Below are 20,677 nucleotides of genomic sequence, written 5' to 3' on the forward strand. Positions count from 1 at the left end.
TGAGAGAGTGAATATGAATAACCCATTTCCGAACAATTTCATGTGGGGCGGCGCGGTTGCGGCTCATCAGGTTGAGGGCGCCTGGAATCAGGGGGGGAAAGGTCCGAGCATCGTCGATGTCCTAACCAGCGGGGCGCACGGCGTTGAACGCATCATTACTGACGGTGTGCAAGAAGGCTACCGGTATGCGAATCACGAGGCAGTAGACTTTTACCATCACTATCGTGAAGACATCGCTTTGCTGGCCGAAATGGGCTTCCGCTGCTTTCGTACATCGATTGCCTGGTCGCGTATTTTCCCCCGCGGCGATGAATCAGAGCCGAACGAAGAGGGGCTGCGTTTTTACGACGCATTATTTGATGAGCTATTGAAATATGGGATAGAGCCGGTCATTACGCTGTCCCATTTTGAAATGCCCAATTTGCTGGTAACCGAATATGGCGGCTGGAAAAACCGAAAGGTAGTAGACTTTTTTGTGCACTTCAGTGAGGTAGTGATTAAGCGCTTCCAGCACAAAGTAAAATACTGGATGACCTTCAACGAAATTAATAATCAGCGCAACTGGAAAACCCCGCTTTTCGGCTACTGCTGCTCTGGGGTGATTTTTACCCAGGAGCCAAATCCCGAAGAGTGCATGTATCAGGTTCTGCACCATCAATTTGTCGCCAGTGCGCAGGTGGTGAAGCTGGGTCACGACATCAATCCTGAACTGCAAATTGGCTGCATGATCGCGATGGTGCCGCTGTATCCATTTTCCTGTCATCCGGATGACGTCATGTATGCGCAGGAAGCCATGCGGGAACGCTTCCTGTTTAGTGATGTTCATATGCGCGGTCATTATCCGGCTTATATTCTTAACGAGTGGCAGCGTAAGGGATACCACATTGTCATGGAGCCCGGTGATGCGCAAATCCTGCGTGAGGGATGTGCCGATTATATCGGGCTGAGTTATTACATGAGTAATGCCGTCAGCAAAGAAAATGCCGGCAGCGGTACGGCACTGTCTGGATTTGAGGGCAGCGTGCCGAACCCGCATGTCAAAGCCTCGGACTGGGGTTGGCAGATCGATCCAGTCGGACTGCGCTATGTTCTAAATATTCTCTACGAACGTTACGAAAAACCGCTGTTTATTGTGGAAAACGGATTTGGTGCAGTCGATCAGATAAATGAAAAGGGCGAGGTCAATGACGACTATCGCATTGACTATTTGCGTGCTCACATTGAGCAGATGAAGCGAGCCGTGATGGAAGACGGCGTTGATCTGATGGGATATACGCCCTGGGGATGTATTGACTGTGTCTCTTTCACTACCGGGCAATACAGCAAGCGCTATGGCTTCATTTACGTCAATAAAAATGATTATGGCAGCGGTGATTTTTCGCGTTTGAAAAAGAAAAGCTTTGACTGGTATCGTCGGGTCATTGCCAGCAATGGCAGTGAGCTCAGTTAAGGTATGACTACTGATATGACTTGATGCACGCATCGTAGCGGCGCTGTTTATTACGCGATAAATAGCGCCGCTATAAACGTTTTAACCGGTCTGCATTCGGCCTGTTATGCCTCAATTAGAAGCAGACGATTTAAGGCTTTTCTTTCTCATCTTCTGCCGGAATCAGCGGCTCATCAATCGCGATGGATGAATTCGATTTCAGCAGCTGAATATCCAGAATCACGTAAGTCATGGTGGTGATAAACAGTGAAATCACGCTGCCAATCACGCCGCTGGTGGTAAAGGTGAAATAGTTGTACATCACCACCCAGGTCACGCAAATAAACAGTGCCAGCGCCACGTTAATCGCCGAGTGCGAATAGTTGGTGGTTCGCGCACCCATCTCATTAATCTGCCGGCTGAGATTCACGCCGCTGTATTTCTCCAGCGTAAAAATACCTTGCTCCCAATTACGCAGCCGACGTGCACCGCTGCGGGTGAGAAATAGATAGAGCAACGATATAAACAAGCCGGAGAACGCGATCAGCACCGGCACCGCTTCCAGCGCGTAGGCAAGGCTTTTATGGCTGGAAACCTGCGGGGTAAGGTCCAGCGTTAATGAGGCGCCTAGTGCGGCATACAAAAAAACGAACAACAGCAGAAACAGCGCGTTGCGCTTCCAATCGAGGTCGGCTTCATGATTCTTTTGCTGACGTGCACTGTTGAGCGCCTGGTGTAACTGCGTTGCATGGGGTGATGCGGTGTCAATATTGTCAATCTCTTCACCCAGTAAGCGGTGAATAAACGGCTGATCGGCCGGTTCAAGGGTAATGCGCATAAATTTCTCGCTGACGTAACGATCAAAGGCGTCAGTGTAACGTAATTCGTCAGGCGCGCGCAGAATCTGCGAGTAAGTGCGCAATTTTGCATCTCAACATCGGCTGTTGTTGCACATCATTTATACAATTACTGTGCGGTTATTACTGACCGCGTAAATGACGACGGAGTAACAAGCTATGTCGTACGTTGATGGTTTTGTCGTAGCGGTGCCGGAAGCGAATAAGGAGGATTATCGCGCCATGGCGGCCAAAGCCGCGCCGCTGTTTAAGGAGTTCGGCGCCACGCGTATCGTCGAGTGCTGGGCGGATGATGTGCCTGAAGGTACGCAGACCGATTTCTATCGTGCGGTGAAAGCTGAGGCGGGCGAAACGGTGGTGTTTAGCTGGATTGAGTATGCGTCGAAAGAGGTGCGCGACGCCGCCAACGCCAAAATGATGTCCGATCCGCGCATGAAAGCGCTGGGTGAAAATATGCCTTTCGATGGCAAACGCATGATTTATGGTGGTTTTGCGATATTGCTGGAGGAGTAGCTATCAGGTGCGCATTGTTGCGCACCTGAATGTTACCGATCACGGCCATTGCTGACACTGGATCACCGTGCAGTAACCATCGTGATCCTGGAAAGTTTGGCCTTGCTGTTCCCAATAAGGATTAAAGGATGTAACGCGCATAAAGCCGGCGGCGATCATGCTCTGGCAAATACGCTGCCATTCACTTTTTTCCGGCAGATAAAACACCAATAAATCCTCTTCTGAGGGGCGCGGCTCCACGGGATGTGCACTGCAGAGGGTAAATTCCAGATGCCACGGCACGCCCGGTTTTCCCAGCATTACGCCGCTAAACCCGGCGTGGTCTTCAAACGATCCTATCTCGGTCAAACCTAATCCGCGACAGTACATCTCCCGGCTTCGCGCCAGTTCGGTAACGGGTCTGGCAACGCGCATAACGGGTGCATTCATGTTTATCTCTCCATTTAACTGGGCGGTTCCTCTATTTACTGTAGCGGCTGAATACGGGCGATGGCGCAATGCGTGCTCATCGCAGCGGTGATTGGCGATAGCAGATTATTCGGGTAACGTGGAATGCTTATCTACCTACCTACAAATAATCACCGCACGCTAAGTTGCAGGAGAGTCAGTCCATGTCCGTTAATTCCGATATCGTCGGCATTGTCAGCGATGAATTCATCAATCCAAATAGTGTAAAGCTGCTGAATGAGGTGACGCGTCAGCTTAATGAGCGTGGTTTTATCACTGTGCTACTGAATGTGACTTCACGCGAAAGCTATCAACAAACTTTGCGCAATCTGGCACCGCTTAACATTGGCGGGTTGGTATTTCTGACGTCGCTGTTTGCCGATGAACTCAGCGTAGCAGCGGATATTCTGCCGCAGGTGGCGACGGTGCACCTGTGCCACAGCGCCAGTGGCGATGCCAACGTGGTGATTGCCGATGGTTATGGTGCGGGCGCAGAGATGGGATTATTGCTGTTATCGCAAGGACATCAACGCTTTGGTTTTATGCATAGCCAGCAGAATGCGACGCCAGCGCGCCAGATGCTGGGCTTTGCCGCCAGCCTGCAAGCCGAACAGAAGGCGTTGCAGGTTCAGCTCAGCGCCGGAAATAACGATCGCGAAATGGCCTATCAGGCGATGATGGCATATTTGAAAAAAACGCGTGCTGCCGAGCGCATTAATGCGCTGTTCTGTGAAAGTGACGTACTGGCGTTTGGCGCGTTACAAGCGGTGCGCGATTTCGCGCAGGGTGCACATGTCGCGGTGGTGGGGTTTGATGATGTCGATGAAGCGCGCGCCTCGACCTGGCATCTGACCAGCTGGGCGCAGCGCCGTGATCTGCTGGTGGCCGAAGCGCTCAATCGTCTGCTGGATAACCGAAGCGATGACAGCAATGCGTGGCAGCAAGGTGAATTGCAGGTGCGTCATTCGCATCATGGTAAACATGTGCCGGGCGAAATGTCGCAGTGCGGCTGCGCGATTCGTCATTAATGCAGCAAGGATAACGGGATGTTATGGCTTCTCGCCAAATACGCCATCACGGCGGGCATGGTGGTATTGATTTCTGAAGTGGCAAAACGTAGCGATCGGCTCGGCGGACTGACTGCCGCTCTGCCATTAGTCACGGTTCTGGTGCTGATATGGATGAAGCTGGAAGGGCAGAGTCAGGCCAAAATCGCCAGCCATGCGTGGTACACCTTCTGGTATGTGGTGCCGACATTGCCGATGTTTATCGCCTTCCCATTTCTGTATCAGCGCTGGGGATTTTGGCCCACGCTGGTGGCGAGTTGTCTGCTGACCATCCTGTTATTTATTCTCTGGGCGACACTACTTAAACGCTTTGGCATTGAGCTCATGTAGTTATGGAACAAAAAAAGAGGGTGTTAGCCCTCTTTGTTAGCACTCAGAAAATATACTCTGCACTCTTAGCCAGCTTTACAAATGGCCCAGCCAGGGTTTGATTATGGTGCGCAACAATTTGCTCTGCACTCAGTAGGCCGCTATCGACAGAAGTATGCCCATCCTCAATCAGCACTACGCGAAACCCTAAATCTGCTGCAGCGCGACAGGTGGTATCCACACAATATTCACTCTTCATCCCTACGATGGCCACTTCTTCAACGCCGTCGTGTTTCATCGCTGTCAGCAGTTCAGTATCACGAAAACAGTTAGGGTATTTTTTCACCAATACCCGGTGGCGATCCGCCTTGTAGTGCAACTCAGGAATCAGCTGGGTTAACGGACTGCTCTCGGCGAAGGGCGAGCCTTCTGGGCCGGTGTGGCGTGCGAGAAAAATCGGCGCATCGGCGGTGTCGGCACGATCGATAAGTTGATTGATGTTGGCTAACACCAATGCTGCAGCAAACGGCGCTTGCGGGCCATGAAATAACCCTTGCTGCATATCAATAATCAACAGTGCTTTGGAATGGGGTTGCTGCATGATGCGTCTCCTTTCTGCATGCTATGAACGGAGATTATTCCCCGTTCTTCAACTGACGGGGCTGGGGAATCTGAAAGCTTATGTCTTCGCCACAGAAACACGCACGCCGCCGCCATAAGCGGTGGTGGTGGTGCTTGTTGTGGTTAATGCGTTGAAATAAGACATAAAAGCTCACAAGAGAGAGTGCGAACTCTGAATCTAACAGAGTAAGGTGAGAAAACAAGACGGATTTTGACTGCGTATTGTAAGGACAGGATGACGTTAGCAGGCCGTCATCCCGCCGATAAATTAATGCTTGGTGCCGTTACCCGAGCCATCGCGGTTGCGGAAAATGTGGGTGACGTTATCGGTATCTTTAAGCGCCACACCGCTCGCCTGGGGCACGTCGATATGGTGCATCACTTCCGTCATCGCGCGGCTGAGGGCGGCCTGGCGCGGCGGATCACGTTCGAGTGACGCCATAATCCGCAGTTTATCAAGCAGGGCGCGGGTAGAAACTGGCCCGGATTTTTTCAGCAGCTGTAAAATAGCATCGCCCATGATGATGTCGGTGAGTCGTTCTTCATCACTTCTGTACATAGATACTCTCTGGTTATCGCGGCTGACCTTTGGCAGATAACAAAGTGGATTCAGTCTAACGCGACAAGTCTAATGAGGCGGAAACCACTTGGTTAATTTCAGGTTGGCAGCGCCTGTTTTACGATTCACGTTCTACGGAAAACATCAGCCCAATTAATTGCTGATAGTGAATTTCTGCTTCCGTACCTCGCGCCTGCTCCATGCGGCAAAGCAATTTAGTACAGAGCGTTTTGCGGCTTAGCGTCCGTCCAGAACGCAGGATTTCAACCACAATTTGTCCTAAGGTTTCCTGTTGCGAAGGCAATGAAGCTTCTTTGAAGTAGCGTGCAATAGCCTGTGACGCCGAAGAAGAGTTACGATCCTGACGCATGGTTCCATCCTTCAAGGTTAACGTGTGACCTTTGTGCCCAGTAAAGTTATACAAAATAAATTAATCTGTACAGGAATATGGAGAATCATTTTGGCGTGAATTTGGCCAAAAGTGCTAACTTATTGTTAACAACAGCTTATCCATTACTGGCTCCAAAGGCGCAAAGTCTTGCCAACGATGTGAAAGAATCCAGCTTTTAATGAGAGTATCGAGCAGATAAAATTGCACTTAAGGATCAGGTTGAAAATATTTCACGATAGTAGATTGAACTTATTTTTTTGTGTGAAAATTATGCAATATAAAATTAACTCAAATTTATGCGCGCAATAAGCCAATGTGGCATCCGAATTAAATTGAGTTAAGTTTAATTAATTCGCTGCCAGAATAAATGAGCGCTGCTACTGATACGGCGGTGCGGGTTTATTTTCTCCGAAAGTTTGTAGAATCGGCCAATCTTGATCGCCTGACTGCCTATTCTTCGCCATGGCTGAAAGCGCAATCAGCCATTATCGACCGCCTTGCCAGATTCATTAATTAATTTTCGTAAACTCTTAATGCTATTATTTTAGCGATAAATTTACACTTGCCTGACAATTTCCTGCGCTTTAGTCTGTGCCCGCAGTTTAGGGATTAATTTAATTTCAGCACGGGATAAATAATGAAAAAGAGTACTGTTGCGGTATTGATGATGGCCGCACTTTCAGGAACGGCGTCTGCCGCTTCTGCAGATTTCGCACCAAACTTCTCCTCTGACAGCGTAAGTGTGGCAACATCTGTCGGGATGTTGGGTGGCAAATCGAAAGAGCTGGTTTATGACGCCAGTAACGGGCGTAAAATTAGCCAGCTTGACTGGAAAATTAAAAACGTCGCCATTCTTAAAGGCGATTTTTCATGGGATGCGTTCTCTTTCCTGACCCTGAACGCGCGCGGCTGGACGTCGCTGGCATCAGGTTCTGGCCACATGGATGATTACGATTGGCAGAACAGCAACCAGTCTAGCTGGACCGATCACTCTTCGCATCCAAACACCGATTTGAACCATGCCAACGAATATGATCTGAATGTTAAGGGTTGGTTCCTGCAGGATGATGCTTATAAAATTGGTGCAGTAGCCGGTTATCAAGAAACTCGCTTTAGCTGGACGGCGTATGGCGGTTCTTATGATTACGATAACGGCAATTTCGTGGGTAATTTCCCGAACGGCTCGCGCGGTATTGGTTATAGCCAGCGCTTCTCCATGCCTTATGTTGGTCTGGTTGGTCGCTACCGTATTAATGATTTCGAATTTAATGCGCTGTTTAAATTCAGTGATTGGGTACGCGCGCATGATAATGACGAACACTATATGCGTGATTTGACTTTCCGTGAGAAGACTTCGAATTCGCGTTATTACGGTGCCACGGTCGATGCGGGTTATTATGTGACCACGAATGCGAAAGTATTTGCCGAATTTAGCTACAGCAAATATGAAGAAGGCAAAGGCGGCACTCAGGTTATTGATACCACCAGCGGTCAATCAGCGTCATTTGGCGGCGATGCAGCCGGTATTTCTAACAAAAACTATACTGTGACGGTCGGTTTGCAATATCGCTTCTAATAGTGAAGCCGTAAAGTCTAACTTGCTTAAATAGCTTCAGGCATAGCGAAGGATGATCCAGTATGGATAATCCACGCTATGCCTTATTTTTTAATTAGCCGTTGTGACCATCGGTCGAGCGCGTTAGCGCTTCCCAGCGGTCAATCTCTTCGCTATACGCCTGCAGTTTCTGTCGTACCAGGCCCAATGCATCGCTGCCCAGCAACAGATGCGCAGGCGGATGATTGCTTTCGATCAGTTGCAGCAGGGCATTTGCCGCTTTAAGCGGATCGCCCAGTTGTTTACCGTTTTTTTCCTCGCGCGCCTGACGAATAGGATCAAACAGAGCATCATAGTCAGCGATGCTGCGCGCTGCGAACCATCGAACGCCCGGCCCAGTCGGTCCGAAACGATCCGGGTGCGACAGCGGTCACGTGGATGTTAAAGGGCGCCAGCTCTTTGCTCAGGGTTTCCGAGATGCCTTCCAGCGCAAATTTGCTGCCGCAGTAGTAGCTAATGCCGGGCATGGTAATAAAACCGCCCATCGATGTGATGTTGATGATATGTCCCCGACGTCGCTCACGCATGAATGGCAACACCGCTTTGCTCATCGCCACCGCGCCAAACACGTTAACGTCAAACTGGCGACGCATCTCATCCAATGAGGACTCTTCCATTACGCCTTCATACCCATAACCGGCATTATTTACCAGCACATCAATTGGGCCGAGATTGGCCTCAATATCATTGATCACATCCGCAATCGCTGCGAAATGGGTGACGTCTAATTGATAAGCGTAAGCATTTTCCGCATGCAGAGCAGTAAAATCCGCTTTGGCAGCCGCATTTCGCACCGTGCCAACCACCTGATAGCCACGGCTTAGTGCGACCTCGGCCAACGCGCGGCCAAATCCGCTGCTTACGCCGGTAATCATTAACGTTTTTAATCTAGACATTTGCCGAACTCCCCGAATAAGTGGAAGATGCATAATATTCTCGGGATGTTAGGTCGGTAAGGCCTTATCTGCTTTAATTGTTGCCTAATCTTATGAGTGAGCGGTTATGACGTTGACGGCGAGTTTACAGCAGCAGACGGTCGATCTGCTCGAAAGGTTAGCGCCGCATGAGGGATACAACCTCACCGCATTGCCCGATGTGCGCCTGCTGCGTTCCGACCGTCCGCTGGCGCGCACGCCGGTGCTGTACGATCCCGGCATCGTGATTGTCTGTCAGGGCACCAAGCGCGGTTTCTTTGGCGATCAGGTTTATCTGTATGATGAGCAACATTATCTGGCGGTTTCCGTGCCGGTGCCCTTTACCATGGAAACCGCCGCATCCGCAGACCATCCGTTGCTGGCGATCTACATGCATCTGGACTTCAACGTCGCGACTGAATTAATGCTGCAGCTGGAACAGCAGGATGTGGCGTTTGCGGCGCAAGCGGCGCAGAGCATGATGTCGAGTGCGATGGATGAGACGTTACGCGCCACCGTGCTGCGATTTCTCACCGCGTTAAACCATCCGTTAGATGCACACATGCTCGGTCCCTCGCTGGTACGTGAACTCTATTATCGCGTGTTAACCGGTCCTCAGGGCAGCGCGCTGCGATCGGCTCTGACGTTACAAGGGCAGTTTGGCAAAGTGGGCAGAGCGCTCAGCCATATTCATGCGCACTATGCTCAGCCATTGACGCTAGGCCAGCTCGCGGCAGTGGCCAGCATGAGCGTGCCAACCTTTCACACCCATTTCAAAAACATCACCCATCAACCGCCAATGCAGTATGTGAAATCGGTGCGTTTACATCAGGCGAGAATGTTGATGGTACGTCAGGAGATGACAGCCGCTGCGGCCTGCCACGCCGTAGGTTATGAGAGCGCTTCGCAGTTTAATCGCGAATTCAAGCGGCTGTTTGGTTTGCCGCCAGCGGAAGAGATCAGACGTATGCAGCGTAATTTTGCCGTGCCACCCGCACATCAGGCTTCACCGTTTGTTTCATCACATTAAAATCAGCGTATGCTATAAATGATAACCATTATCATTTTTAAACTGAGGTAGACGATGCAGGCAGTACAGGGAGAGGAGTTGCAGGCGGATTGTTGTATCGTCGGCGGCGGTCCAGCCGGTTTAATGCTGGGCTATCTACTGGCGCGCGCTGGACTACGCGCGGTGGTCATTGAGAAGCATCCTGATTTTCTGCGCGATTTTCGCGGTGACACCATTCATCCCTCAACGTTGGAAATTATGCGAGAGCTCGGCCTGCTGGATGCGTTGCTGGCGTTGCCACATCAGCGGGCGGAGAAGCTACAGGCAGAAGTCGCCGGTGAGGAGATCACTATGGCTGATTTTTCACGTTTACCGGTACAGTGCCGCTTTATCGCTTTTATGCCGCAGTGGGATTTCCTCAACTTCCTTGCCGCAAAGGCGGCACAGTTTCCGGGCTTTACGCTGCTGCAATCCACCGAATTTGACGACTTACTGTATGAAAATGGGGTGGTCTGCGGCGTGAAAACGTTACAGGGTAACGAAACAACGATCATCCGCACCGCCTTGGTAATTGGTGCCGACGGACGTAACTCTCAGGTTAAAACCAAAGCCGGATTGACCGGTAAAAGCTTTGGATCGCCGCGTGATGTGCTGTGGTTTCGGCTGGAGAAACAGCCGGACGATCCGCAGTTGGGCATGGGCCATAAAGGGCCGAAGCAAAACTTTATTGTCATCGATCGCGGTGATTACTGGCAGTGCGGTTACACCATCCAGAAAAACCAATTCGATGAGCTTAAGCTGGCGGGCCTGGCTGCGTTGAAAAGCAGCATTGCGGAAGTTGCACCCTTTAGCGCAGAACGCATGGCGGAAGTGGATGCGTGGGAGAAGCTCAAGTTGTTGTCGATACGTATCGACCGCCTCGACCACTGGATGAAGCCTGGGGTGCTTTGCATCGGCGATGCGGCACACGCGATGTCACCGATTGGTGGCGTTGGCGTCAATCTGGCGATTCAGGATGCGGTCGCCGCTGCGAACATGCTGACGAGGCCGCTTCAGCAGGGCAAGGTCACACTGCGCGATCTGCAAAAAGTGCAGCAGCGCCGCCAGTTCCCGACGGTTGCCACGCAATTCCTGCAGATCAAGATGAGCAGCAACAAACGTAAGCGCAGTACGCCGAGTAAAGTTCCGCAGATTATCGGGCGCTTTCCGTTTTTGCGTCATCTGTTTGGCCGCTTAATTGGTCTGGGATTCCGTACTGAGAAACCCAAATATTTATAACGCGCAAAAAAAAGCCCGCAAAGCGGGCCAGGTAAACGTTACCAATCTGAACATTCTCGTAGCAACGCATTGCTGTGTGTTGCGTCGCTATAATAGCAACGGTAAGCAAGTTGTGCAGGAAATGATCAATGAGTTAATTTTGTTCTGTGGATAAGCATTATGCTTGCTGGTCACGCGTTGACCACCAGCAGATCAACGATCCAAGGCTGACCATCGCGGTGCCTTGCCAGAAAGGGAGAGTCAGATGCGAGCGCAGGATAAAGGCCGCCAGCAGCGACGAGATTATCGGGATGAAGTAAGACGCCGCGGCTAAAATTGTCACGTTGCCATGCAGAATGCCAACATTCCACGCGGCGTAACAAAAGCCCATCGCCATGGCAGCCAGCGCTAAACTGATCCAAACCTCCGCGGACAAGATAAACGGCGGCTGTGGTGAAAGCAGGAATTTCACCCATAGCGTCAATGCGGTGAGAATAAAGAACAGAGTTATGCCATTGCTGCCGTTGGCAATTTTTTTCGTTACCACGCAATACACCGCCCAGATGATTGCGCCGCTCAACGCCAGGCCGTAACTCAGCGGATTATCCCGCACGTTGTTCGCTATCTCGCTCAATGAAAAAAACTGATCGCCGCCCAGCACCCGGCAAATCCCTGCTACGGCAAGTAATACGCCGGGAATAATCAGTGGGCTGGTTTTTTGTCGATTAACGATCACCGCCAACACGATGGTGATACTCGGCCACAGATAATTGACCATGCCAACTTCAATCGCCTGGCGGCCGCTATGGGTAAAGCCCAATGACAGCGACAAACACAGTTCGTAACAGACAAACAGTACGCTGCCGATGATCAGGTAGCTGCGCGGAAAAGTGCGCAGTTTAGGAAAGCCGACGCACAACAGCAGCAGAAATGCGCTGGCACTGTAGATAAGCGCAGCACCGCCAACCGGACCGAAGCCTTCGCTGACGTTCTTTATCAGACCTACAATCGCGCTCCACAGCAGAATGGCCATCAAGCCAATCAGTGTCGCTCTCTTTGGGGGCATGGCCCGTAACCTTAGTTTGTCAATTCGGGCCAAAATCCTATCAAATCAACGCTTCTTTGTATTGTTCTTGCAGCACCGGTATTTCCGCTGCGCAAGCTCAGGTGCCGGGAACAGTCACTACCACTTCATTTCGCCGGTGTTTACTTTGGCGCTCAAATCCAGCGAACTCTCCTCGGGCAGATTGGGGTAAGCGGCTTTCATAGTCTCAATTACGGCGGCAGAACTCTTGTGCGACTGCAGCGCTTTTTCAAAGCTTTGCAGGTAGTTAAGCGTAAAGCTAATCGCTGCATCGCCCGCTGGGCGCGTACCCAGATAATGACCCGGAATCACCACTTTTGGCTGCAGCTGCTGCATTTCTGTCAGTACCTTGCGCCATTGCTGACGAATGGCGGGCGTTTGCGTATCGGCGGTCCACACATGAATGCCGGAAGCCACGCCGGTGCCACCTACAATGGCTTTGTTGGCAGGAATCCATATGTAGGCGGCGTAATCATTGGCGTGACGCAGCTCCAGCGTTTCGCCGTCCAGCGTAAAGCGGGTCGCCTGCGTGACCTGCGGTACATACAGCTGCTGCGGCGCGCCATCCTTCATTTGCGGGCCCCAATAGGCCAGTTTTGCCACTTTGGTGGCTGCGATATGCTTAACCACTTCTGGCGTTGCCACGATTTTCACGTCAGGGAAGGCTTTAACAATCGGCTCCAGCCCAAAGTAGAAGTCAGGATCGCCAGAAGTGATGACGATTTGCGTCAGCTTTTTGCCGCTCGCCTTGATCATCTGCACCAACTTTTCGCCATCTTTAGTACTGAATTGTGCATCGATCAGCATAGCTTCATGCGGACCGGAAACCAGCGTCGAGGAGACCGGGAAAATGCCGTTCTCCTGCGGGTTATAGACCTGCAACTGCAGTGGCGCAGCGAATGCTGGCAGGGCGGCGACGGCCAGTGCCAGCGACAGAATTTTTACTTTCATCGAATGTGTTCCTTTCTCCGGCGGTGCGCCGTGCTTGAGCGCTCTATTGTAGGGATATTCGCGACTGGTAGAATTCCCGAAACTGGATATGATCAGTTTCGTAAAACGATCAGATGGAGTGGCGATGGACAGAGTAACGGCAGCAGCGGTTTTTAACCGCATCTGTGAATTGGGCAGCTTAAGCGCCGCCGCGCGTGCGCTGGATATCTCGCGGCCAATGGTGAGTCGTTATCTGGATGAGATGGAAAAATGGGCCGGTGCACGCTTGCTGCACCGCTCATCGCGCAAATTGACCATCACGCCTGCCGGAGAAAAGATCCTCGCTAAATCGCGGGCGCTGACCAGATTGGCTGAAGAGATCGCCGATCAAGGTGCTGATGGCGAACCGCATGGCACGTTGCGCATCGCCTGTGCGCACTCGACCGCGACGCATATTCTGGGGCCGATGATTCCAGCATTCCTGGCGCGTTATCCCGCCGTGCGCATTGAGCTGGAAATCAATAACCAGCCGGTAAGTCTGATAGGTGAGCGCATTGATGTGGCTGTACGTATTACAGACGATCCTGAACCGGGGGCGATAGCACGGCGTTTGGGCGAGTGTGTTTCTGTGGTGTGCGCGTCGCCGGATTATCTGCAGACACACGGCACGCCGCAGACGCCGCAAGATTTGGCGCAGCATAACTGCCTGCACTACAGCCGCTTCGCCGGGCAGAGCTGGCAGTTTTACGATGCGCAGGGCGAGTTAGTTTCGGCGGCGGTGAGCGGCAATTTCAGCGCCGGCATTTCGTCAGTGCTGTGTGACGCGGCCATCACCGGATGCGGTGTGGCAATGGTGCCGGAAATGGAAGCGCGTAACGGCATCGCCAGCGGACAGCTGCAAACCGTGCTACCTGACTATCAGGCCAAAACGCTGGCGATTTATGGCCTCTATATGTCGCGCGAACGGCAACCCGCTGCGCTGCGCGCCTTTTTAGCTGCGGTGCAGCAGCAGTTAATGACCTAAAACGTCGACAAGCTTGCAATAAACGTGGAAAGCGATGATTAACAGCAGGTTAGGGTGATTATTCCGGCTCGAAACTCAGGGTTTTCAGCCTGAAATCGCCAGAGGGTGGCGAAATTTCACTCAGCGGTTGTCAATGTAAAAGGACGGCACCTGCCCGGTAACCCGGCGGAACATGGTGGAGAATGACGAACTGCTATCGTAACCCAGCGACAGCGCCACTTCGTTCACCGATTTCCCGGCGACCAGCATCGCTAACGCTGTCACAACGCAGGCGCGCTGCCGCCAGGCGGAGAAAGACAAGCCGGTTTGCTGCAGGAAATGGCGGCGGAAGGTGCTGGAACTCATAAACAGCGCGCTGGCCCAGCGTTCGGCGGCATCATGAATGCTCGGAGCCTGAAGAAAAGCCTGACACTGCGCCAGCAGCGCGGACTGCTGCGGCAGCGGAATATCGAACTCACGTGTCGGCATCGCGGCCAGCTCTAGCAGCAGTAATGTTATTAGCGATCGATCGCGATCGGATGCATATAACGGCGGTAAATCAACGGCTTCAATCAGCAGCTGGCGCATTAGCGGTGAAACGCTAAGCACGCTGCAGCGATCGTTGGCGCGTAACGTTGCCGCGCACTGCGGTTCGATGTACAAACTGCGCGTCGAGACGCCAACGAACTTTACGCTGTGCGCGGTGTTCGGCGGGATCCACACTGCATGCTGCGGCGGAACTACCCATTCTCCCGCCTGAGTGGCAACGTGCATCAGCCCGGTTGCGCCATACAGTAATTGTGCACGGCGGTGGCGATGTTCTGGCAGCACAAAGCCCTGCGCATAGTCATTGCCAAGCGCCACCACATCACGCTCCAGTTGATCGAATGCATCTATGTGACCATTCCGCATGTTAGCTATCTGTCTCAGATTGACCGGTTTGCAAGGTTAATTGAGCGCTGCACAAATGGGAAGCGGGCAGGTGGCTGCGTAAGCTGCGTAACTTATTTGCTGATGCTGAGAACGGTAATGAATGAGCTATTAATTATTGTGCTGGCGGGGTTTGCTACCGGCATTACCACGGTGCTATTTGGTTTTGGTGGCGGCTTTGTCGTTGTGCCATTTGTCTACCAGCTGCTGGCGCAACAACCGCTGCTGGCGGCAGACGCGATGCACATAGCAGTGGCCACCTCGACCGCAGTGATGATCTTCAACGCCGGTTGGGCCAGCTACCACAACTGGCGCGGCGGCAAGTTGAATAAAGCCACCTTGCTCCCACTGCTGTGGTTCATCGCGCTGGGTGCGGTGATCGGATCGTCGCTGGCTGGCGAAATGGATGATAACTGGATACGCAGGTTGTTTATCATCTACATGCTGGTAACCATCGCCGATTGTCTGCTGCGCAAAGGGTTCTTCAGCCGTAGCACGCCGCGATCGCTCTCTCGTCTGACCGCCAGTGCTGGTGGCACGGCGATGGGTATCATCGCCGCGATGTTGGGCGTTGGCGGCAGCGTGATGACCGTGCCGCTACTGCGCCGACACGGCTACGCAATGCGCGATTGCGTCAGCGCGGCCAATCCGCTGTCACTGCCGGTGGCCATTTGTGGTGCTATCACTTACGCCATCAGCGGTTGGCAAAAGATAGCCGCTAGCGGCTATCTGGGATTTATCAGCCTGAAAATCCTGTTGCTGCTGGTGATAGCCGGCTTTAGCGGCATCATGTTTGCTCGCCGATGCATTCCGGCCGTTCCCGATGTGTGGCATGCCCGGGTGTACGTGGCGCTTTTATGCGTGGTGCTGTTCGCCATTGCGGTTTAAGTGCGGGGCATAAAACCATGATTGGTCACCTGGCGACCAATCTGATCGGTCACTACACGGCTGGCGTAACTGGATAGCGCGGTAAAAGTGAGTAAGCCGGCGAGAAGAAGTCGGCTGTAAGTGGTATTCATAAAACGCTCCTTGCTTCGATATGCAAGGGATTATATAGCGAGTGCGCGGTTTTTCTCATCAATGATGCAGGATTAATTTCCATCGCAATTTTGGCAAAGTCTGCACCTCAACATGGCGCAGCGTTGCGCCATTGTTGTGCTTTGCGCATCCCGGCCTGCATTGTAAAGAAACATAAGTATTCGATCTTGTATCCAAGAGCGTATCCCATCTGGCTTTGGCTCAAACGCGTCATTTTTTGGAAAGTATTGGCACGTAATCTGCAATATCCCCGTTAGTTGATAAATCGGGAGTATTCGCATGTTTGATGCACTGTTGGATGAAGATGCCACGACGCTGGCGGCGTTGATCCGTAGCGGGGAGGTAACGGCGCAAGAGTTGACGCAGGCCGCGTTGGATCGCATGGCACTGCGCGAGCCGCAGATTCAGGCCTTTTGCACCGCCACGCCGGAGTTGGCGCTGCAGCAGGCGGCGGCTATTGATGCCAAACGCGCACGCGGCGAAACCCTGGGTGCATTGGCGGGGGTGCCGCTGGCGGTGAAAGATCTGATTTGCACCGCAGGGGTAAAAACCACGTCCGGATCGCATGCTTATGCCGAGTTCGTCCCGGAAGAAGATGACATTACCGTTGAGCGCCTGTTAGCTGCCGATGCCGTGCTGTTGGGCAAAACCACCGCGCCGGAGTTTGGCTATAGCGGCGTGGGACACAATCCGTTATTCCCTTCACCGCGCAACCCGTGGGATCTGAGCAAAACGCCGGGCGGTTCCAGCGCCGGTTCCGGTGCTGCCCTGGCGGCGCGCCTGTGTCCGATTGCGCTAGGCAGCGATGGCGGCGGTTCGGTACGTATTCCTGCTGCCCACTGCGGCGTGTTTGGCTTGAAAGCATCAATGGGGCGCGTGCCGCTCTGGCCGGGCTGTCGCGACGAGCGCTATCCCGGCGTATCCAGCTGGGAATCCTTAGAGCACATCGGTCCGATGTCGCGCAGCGTGCGTGACAGCGCGCTGATGATGTCGGTGATGGCGGGGCCAGACATGCGTGATCGCCACTCAATTCCCTGCAGTGATGTGGATTGGCTGGCGTCTCTGGACAAGCCGCTCAATGGACTGCGCATCGCCTTTAGCGCTGACTTTGGCTATATCGCCGTGGATGCAGAAGTGCGTGACGTTGTCACTAAGGCGGCACGACGCTTTGCGCAGGAGCTGGGTGCCGAGTTGGATGAAGTCGATCCCGGCATCGCCGATGAAGGTGCGACGTTCGCCGCGCTGGTGGCTTTTGAAAGCGATTTGACCGGCATGCGCAAGATGCACGCTGAACTTGGCTCGCGCATGTCGCCACACCTCAGCGCCATGCTGCAACGCGACTGGCGTGCCGAAAACTTTACTGATGCCAATACCATGCGCAAGAAGCTGTGCAATCAGATGTGGCGCTTTATGCAGCACTACGATCTGCTGCTGTCACCGACGCTGGCGGTACCGCCGTTCCCGCTCAATATGCAGGGGCCGGAGATTATTGATGGCCGCATGGTGCGCAGCGATCACTGGCTCTCCTTCTGTTTCCCGTTCAACTTTACCGGCCAACCGGCGGCGTCCGTGCCTGCGGGCTTCACCGCCAGCGGCCTGCCGATTGGCATGCAAATCGTGGGTCGTCATCTGGACGATGGCCTGGTGCTGGCGGCCAGTGCCGCATTCGAGCGCATTCAACCCTGGAATCACCTTCATCCTGTTTCAATCGGAGTTGCCCATGACTAACAAAAATTCACCTGCTCTGGAGCAGGAGTTCGAACACGAGCCGGTACCGCTCAGCCATCGCCACTCCACCGGCTCGGTATCTGCAGTGTGGTTCGGTTTTCCCATGATCCTCACCAACGCGCTGTTCGGCGGCATCATTACCTGGCATCTCGGTTTTTGGCCCGCGTTGATAGCGATTTTGCTGGGCAACCTGGTGCTGTTTGCCTATGTCGGCGCGCTGAGCTGGTTTGCTGGCAATACCGGCATGAACTTCGCGCTACAGGCGAAGCGTACCTTCGGCACTAAAGGTTACATCCTAGTCTCTGGCTTCCTGTCGACGGTGGTGATTGGCTGGTACGCCTTCCAGACCGGCTTAACGGGCACGGTGATCAATCAAACTTTTGGCTGGAATGCGTTGGCGGTGACGGCGTTCGCCATGGTGCTGTATACCGCGATTACGTTTCTCGGGGTGCGCGCGCTGTCGGTGCTCGGCCTTATCGCCGCGCCGCTGTTTGTGGTGCTGGGTTTAGTGGCTTTATGGCTGATTGGCCAGCATCATGATTTCAGCACCATTACACAGTTTAAAGGGGGCAGCGGCGCGGTGGGCGTGATGAGTATGGGCACTGCGGTGACGATGGTGGTGGCCGGTTTCGCTGATTCGGGTACCATGACTGCTGACTTTACCCGCTGGTCAAAAGACGGTAAATCAGCGGTGATCGCGGCGTTTTCGGCTTTCCCGATGGCGAACGTCATCTCCTACCTGTTTGGCGTAGTGATTGTCGCGGTCGGCGCGGCAGTTGATCCGGCGAGCAACGGTGGCAACTTCCTGCCGATGTTAATGGGTCACGGCATGCTGCTTTCAGTCATCGCCTTCCTATTTGTATTCATCAACCTCGGTTCGGTGTGTACGCACTGCCTGTATAACGGCGCGGTGGGCTTCAGCCATCTGTTCAGCAGCAAGATGCGTCTGTGGACGGTGATTCTCGGCGTCATCGGCGGGGCACTGGCGCTGGCTGGCGTATGGTCCTACTTCCTTGAATGGCTAAGTTTGCTTGGCATTGTGGTACCGCCGTTTGGCGCGGTGATGATCGTCGATTTGATCTTTATGGCCAAAATCAGCGAGCAGCGTAAGGCGCGCCGTCTGCGTGGTAGCGCCTTCGCCGGTTGGGCGATAGGGAGTTTGTGTGCGGTAATTGCGCACATTGCCTTCCCGCAGTTCGGTGAAGCGGTGATTGGTTTGGTCACTGCCGCGGCCAGTTACACGCTGATTGTCAAATTCAAACGTGAAAGCGTAGTGAAGGTGATGGAGGAAAAAAATGCCTGATTATGCGATTGATTCAACTCCTTACTTGTGGCCGTATGACGGTCGTTGCAGCCCGCAGGATACTGCGCTAGTGGTTATTGATATGCAAACCGACTTCTGCGGCAAGGGCGGTTATGTCGACAGCATGGGTTACGACATCACGTTGACGCGCGCGCCAATCAAGCCGCTACAGCAGGTGCTGGCGAAGATGCGCGAGTTAGGATTCCCGATCATTCATACCCGTGAAGGGCATCGGCCGGATCTCAGCGATCTTCCGGCCAACAAGCGCTGGCGCTCGAAACGCATGCAGGCGGAAATTGGGGCGCCGGGTCCGTGCGGGCGCATTCTGGTTCGCGGCGAACCTGGCTGGGAAATTATTCCGGAACTGGCGCCGCTGCCGGGTGAAATCATCATTGATAAACCGGGGAAAGGCTCGTTTTACGCCACCGATCTGGAGCTCATCCTGCACAGTCGCGGTATTCGCAATCTGATCATCGGCGGTATCACCACCGATGTGTGCGTACATACCACGCTGCGCGAAGCCAACGATCGCGGTTTCGAGTGCCTGGTGTTGTCCGATTGCTGTGCCGCGACCGAATTAAAGCATCACGAAGCGGCACTCAGCATGATTCATATGCAGGGCGGGATTTTTGGCGCGGTTGCCAGTTCACAGACCTTGCTGGCCGGGTTAGCCAGCAAACAAGCGGCTGAGGTAAGTTAACGCCTCAACCACTTTTCATAGTGCTCCGGCCACGCCACGGTGGGTGTGCCGGGCCTGCCCATACCAAAGCCATGTCCGCCACTGCTGTAGCTATGCATCTCAACCGGTACATGCTGCTGCTGACAGGCATCGGCCATGATCAGCGTGTTGTGGGGATCGGAGATCGGGTCATCCTCAGCCTGCACCAGAAAGAAGGGCGGAGATTGCGGATTCACGAACTCCTGCACTGACCAACGTGCATCTTCACTGGTGGGTTTTTTTTTGCCGACCAGAATCTTATGGGTTGAAGTATGCGTGTAGGGCGGCTCCAGCGTGATAATCGGATAGATGAGCGCTGCGCGATCGGCTGTAGCCGGTTGGTTATCCAACGCATCGGTTGCCCTATAAGAACGAAAATCCGCGCGGGTCACGGCCATGCCGAGCAGATGTCCCCCAGCCGAGAATCCCAGCACGCTGACATGCTTTTCACGCTGCCGAACCATGCGCAACGCACGCTGTGCATCCTGCAATGAAACTATCGCGCCATCTTTCCAGCCTTCATGCGGCAAGCGATAACTCAGCACATAGGCGGTGTAGCCGCGTGCCGTCAGCCAGGCGGCGGCGGGCCAGGCTTCTTTACCCATCTCAATACGCGTATAGCCGCCACCTGCGGCAACTAAGACCGCGCGACCATTGGGTTTAGCAGGGGTTAATAGCGTAAGCGTGGGCTGCACAATATTGCGTTGGGCGCCTTTGTCTGAGATCACCACATTGCCAGAAGGGCCGCCGCCACCTGGCGGTAAATCGGACCACAGCGATAAAATTTTAGTGGTTACTTGCGTGGTAGCAGCAAACGTCATCCCGCTGCGCATGGCCAGCGCCGAAAGCGAAAGGCAGGATAAAAAATGGCGGCGATTCATGGTGGATCCTCATGAAATGGGAGGCCCATTGAAGCAGAAAAGCCAGCAGGTGGGCGCGGCTTTGTATTACTAAA

At 53.4% G+C, this 20,677-nt stretch carries 22 protein-coding genes and 1 pseudogene; 12 read left to right on the forward strand and 11 right to left on the reverse strand.

What is annotated here, in order from left to right; genetic code table 11:
• Positions 1-13: 13 nt before the first annotated feature.
• Complete coding sequence (locus WFL93_RS05370) at positions 14-1,450, forward strand: 6-phospho-beta-glucosidase (RefSeq protein ID WP_336777426.1); 1,437 nt, start codon at positions 14-16, stop codon at positions 1,448-1,450.
• Between the two features lie 130 nt (positions 1,451-1,580).
• On the opposite strand, the gene WFL93_RS05375 is transcribed toward WFL93_RS05370, so the two are convergent.
• Entirely contained in the window at positions 1,581-2,267 is a 687-nt protein-coding gene (locus WFL93_RS05375) for a RipA family octameric membrane protein (RefSeq protein WP_180824280.1), read from the reverse strand.
• A 178-nt stretch (positions 2,268-2,445) separates the two neighbouring features.
• On the opposite strand from WFL93_RS05375, the gene WFL93_RS05380 reads away from it, so the two are divergent.
• The gene (locus WFL93_RS05380; RefSeq protein WP_007890135.1) at positions 2,446-2,799 is read left to right on the forward strand and encodes a DUF1428 domain-containing protein; all 354 of its coding nucleotides are present in this window, start codon (positions 2,446-2,448) and stop codon (positions 2,797-2,799) included.
• Between the two features lie 39 nt (positions 2,800-2,838).
• On the opposite strand, the gene WFL93_RS05385 is transcribed toward WFL93_RS05380, so the two are convergent.
• Entirely contained in the window at positions 2,839-3,228 is a 390-nt protein-coding gene (locus WFL93_RS05385; protein WP_336777427.1) for a VOC family protein, read from the reverse strand.
• Positions 3,229-3,410: 182 nt separating this feature from the next.
• Between WFL93_RS05385 and WFL93_RS05390 the strand changes: the two genes are divergently transcribed.
• Together WFL93_RS05390 and WFL93_RS05395 are read left to right on the forward strand one after the other, a co-directional pair.
• Complete coding sequence (locus tag WFL93_RS05390) at positions 3,411-4,274, forward strand: substrate-binding domain-containing protein (protein ID WP_336777428.1); 864 nt, start codon at positions 3,411-3,413, stop codon at positions 4,272-4,274.
• A gap of 18 nt (positions 4,275-4,292) precedes the next feature.
• Positions 4,293-4,643, forward strand: a complete 351-nt coding sequence (locus tag WFL93_RS05395; RefSeq protein ID WP_336777429.1) for a DUF3147 family protein — start codon at positions 4,293-4,295, stop codon at positions 4,641-4,643.
• 43 nt (positions 4,644-4,686) lie between these two features.
• Here WFL93_RS05395 and WFL93_RS05400 read toward each other — a convergent pair whose 3' ends face one another.
• The 3 genes from WFL93_RS05400 to ycgZ all read right to left on the reverse strand — a co-directional run bounded on the left by WFL93_RS05400 (position 4,687) and on the right by ycgZ (position 6,172).
• Positions 4,687-5,223: a cysteine hydrolase family protein gene (locus tag WFL93_RS05400; RefSeq protein ID WP_336777430.1), complete on the reverse strand. Its 537-nt coding sequence runs from the start codon at positions 5,221-5,223 to the stop codon at positions 4,687-4,689.
• A gap of 288 nt (positions 5,224-5,511) precedes the next feature.
• Positions 5,512-5,802, reverse strand: a complete 291-nt coding sequence (locus WFL93_RS05405) for a hypothetical protein (protein ID WP_180823769.1) — start codon at positions 5,800-5,802, stop codon at positions 5,512-5,514.
• 118 nt (positions 5,803-5,920) lie between these two features.
• Entirely contained in the window at positions 5,921-6,172 is a 252-nt protein-coding gene (gene ycgZ, locus WFL93_RS05410; RefSeq protein ID WP_049851677.1) for a regulatory protein YcgZ, read from the reverse strand.
• 658 nt (positions 6,173-6,830) lie between these two features.
• Here ycgZ and WFL93_RS05415 point away from each other — a divergent pair.
• On the forward strand, positions 6,831-7,769 hold the full coding sequence (locus WFL93_RS05415; RefSeq protein ID WP_007890128.1) for an omptin family outer membrane protease: 939 nt from the start codon (positions 6,831-6,833) through the stop codon (positions 7,767-7,769).
• Positions 7,770-7,863: 94 nt separating this feature from the next.
• Here WFL93_RS05415 and WFL93_RS05420 read toward each other — a convergent pair.
• Positions 7,864-8,704: pseudogene (locus WFL93_RS05420) on the reverse strand (oxidoreductase).
• Positions 8,705-8,810: 106 nt separating this feature from the next.
• Here WFL93_RS05420 and WFL93_RS05425 point away from each other — a divergent pair.
• The gene (locus WFL93_RS05425) at positions 8,811-9,752 is read left to right on the forward strand and encodes an AraC family transcriptional regulator (RefSeq protein WP_336777431.1); all 942 of its coding nucleotides are present in this window, start codon (positions 8,811-8,813) and stop codon (positions 9,750-9,752) included.
• 54 nt (positions 9,753-9,806) lie between these two features.
• A complete protein-coding gene (locus tag WFL93_RS05430) occupies positions 9,807-11,009 on the forward strand; it encodes an FAD-dependent oxidoreductase (RefSeq protein WP_336777432.1) in 1,203 nt (400 codons plus the stop codon).
• Between the two features lie 157 nt (positions 11,010-11,166).
• Here the strand turns inward: WFL93_RS05430 and yddG are convergent, their stop codons facing one another.
• Positions 11,167-12,054, reverse strand: a complete 888-nt coding sequence (gene yddG, locus WFL93_RS05435; protein WP_336777433.1) for an aromatic amino acid DMT transporter YddG — start codon at positions 12,052-12,054, stop codon at positions 11,167-11,169.
• Between the two features lie 117 nt (positions 12,055-12,171).
• Positions 12,172-13,023, reverse strand: coding sequence for a Vmh family MBL fold metallo-hydrolase (locus tag WFL93_RS05440; protein ID WP_336777434.1), 852 nt, complete (start codon positions 13,021-13,023; stop codon positions 12,172-12,174).
• 124 nt (positions 13,024-13,147) lie between these two features.
• Here WFL93_RS05440 and WFL93_RS05445 point away from each other — a divergent pair, with 124 nt between their 5' ends.
• Positions 13,148-14,026 (forward strand): LysR family transcriptional regulator, encoded by an 879-nt coding sequence (locus tag WFL93_RS05445; protein ID WP_336777435.1) that lies wholly within the window; start codon positions 13,148-13,150, stop codon positions 14,024-14,026.
• 120 nt (positions 14,027-14,146) lie between these two features.
• On the opposite strand, the gene WFL93_RS05450 is transcribed toward WFL93_RS05445, so the two are convergent.
• Positions 14,147-14,917 (reverse strand): AraC family transcriptional regulator, encoded by a 771-nt coding sequence (locus WFL93_RS05450; RefSeq protein WP_336777436.1) that lies wholly within the window; start codon positions 14,915-14,917, stop codon positions 14,147-14,149.
• A 117-nt stretch (positions 14,918-15,034) separates the two neighbouring features.
• Between WFL93_RS05450 and WFL93_RS05455 the strand changes: the two genes are divergently transcribed.
• Positions 15,035-15,823, forward strand: a complete 789-nt coding sequence (locus WFL93_RS05455) for a sulfite exporter TauE/SafE family protein (protein ID WP_336777437.1) — start codon at positions 15,035-15,037, stop codon at positions 15,821-15,823.
• On the opposite strand, the gene WFL93_RS05460 is transcribed toward WFL93_RS05455, so the two are convergent.
• Positions 15,820-15,954 (reverse strand): hypothetical protein, encoded by a 135-nt coding sequence (locus WFL93_RS05460; protein WP_336777438.1) that lies wholly within the window; start codon positions 15,952-15,954, stop codon positions 15,820-15,822. The genes WFL93_RS05455 and WFL93_RS05460 overlap by 4 nt on opposite strands.
• A 298-nt stretch (positions 15,955-16,252) precedes the next feature.
• Between WFL93_RS05460 and WFL93_RS05465 the strand changes: the two genes are divergently transcribed.
• Genes WFL93_RS05465 through biuH form a run of 3 tightly spaced genes read left to right on the forward strand, consistent with a single transcriptional unit; the run spans position 16,253 to position 19,704 of the window.
• Positions 16,253-17,701 carry an amidase gene (locus WFL93_RS05465; RefSeq protein WP_336777439.1) on the forward strand — a complete coding sequence of 483 codons (1,449 nt, stop codon included), beginning with the start codon at positions 16,253-16,255 and terminating at the stop codon, positions 17,699-17,701.
• The gene (locus tag WFL93_RS05470; protein WP_049851666.1) at positions 17,694-19,004 is read left to right on the forward strand and encodes a purine-cytosine permease family protein; all 1,311 of its coding nucleotides are present in this window, start codon (positions 17,694-17,696) and stop codon (positions 19,002-19,004) included. The genes WFL93_RS05465 and WFL93_RS05470 overlap by 8 nt, the downstream gene beginning before the upstream one ends.
• Positions 18,997-19,704, forward strand: coding sequence for a biuret amidohydrolase (gene biuH, locus WFL93_RS05475; protein WP_336777440.1), 708 nt, complete (start codon positions 18,997-18,999; stop codon positions 19,702-19,704). Before WFL93_RS05470 ends, biuH begins: the two co-directional genes overlap by 8 nt.
• Here the strand turns inward: biuH and WFL93_RS05480 are convergent.
• Positions 19,701-20,603, reverse strand: coding sequence for an alpha/beta hydrolase (locus tag WFL93_RS05480; protein ID WP_336777441.1), 903 nt, complete (start codon positions 20,601-20,603; stop codon positions 19,701-19,703). The two genes, biuH and WFL93_RS05480, sit on opposite strands and share 4 nt — an antisense overlap.
• Positions 20,604-20,677: the final 74 nt, after the last annotated feature.

Source organism: Pantoea sp. USHLN256 (assembly GCF_037149875.1).
Classification (GTDB): Bacteria; Pseudomonadota; Gammaproteobacteria; order Enterobacterales; family Enterobacteriaceae; genus Pantoea; species Pantoea nemavictus.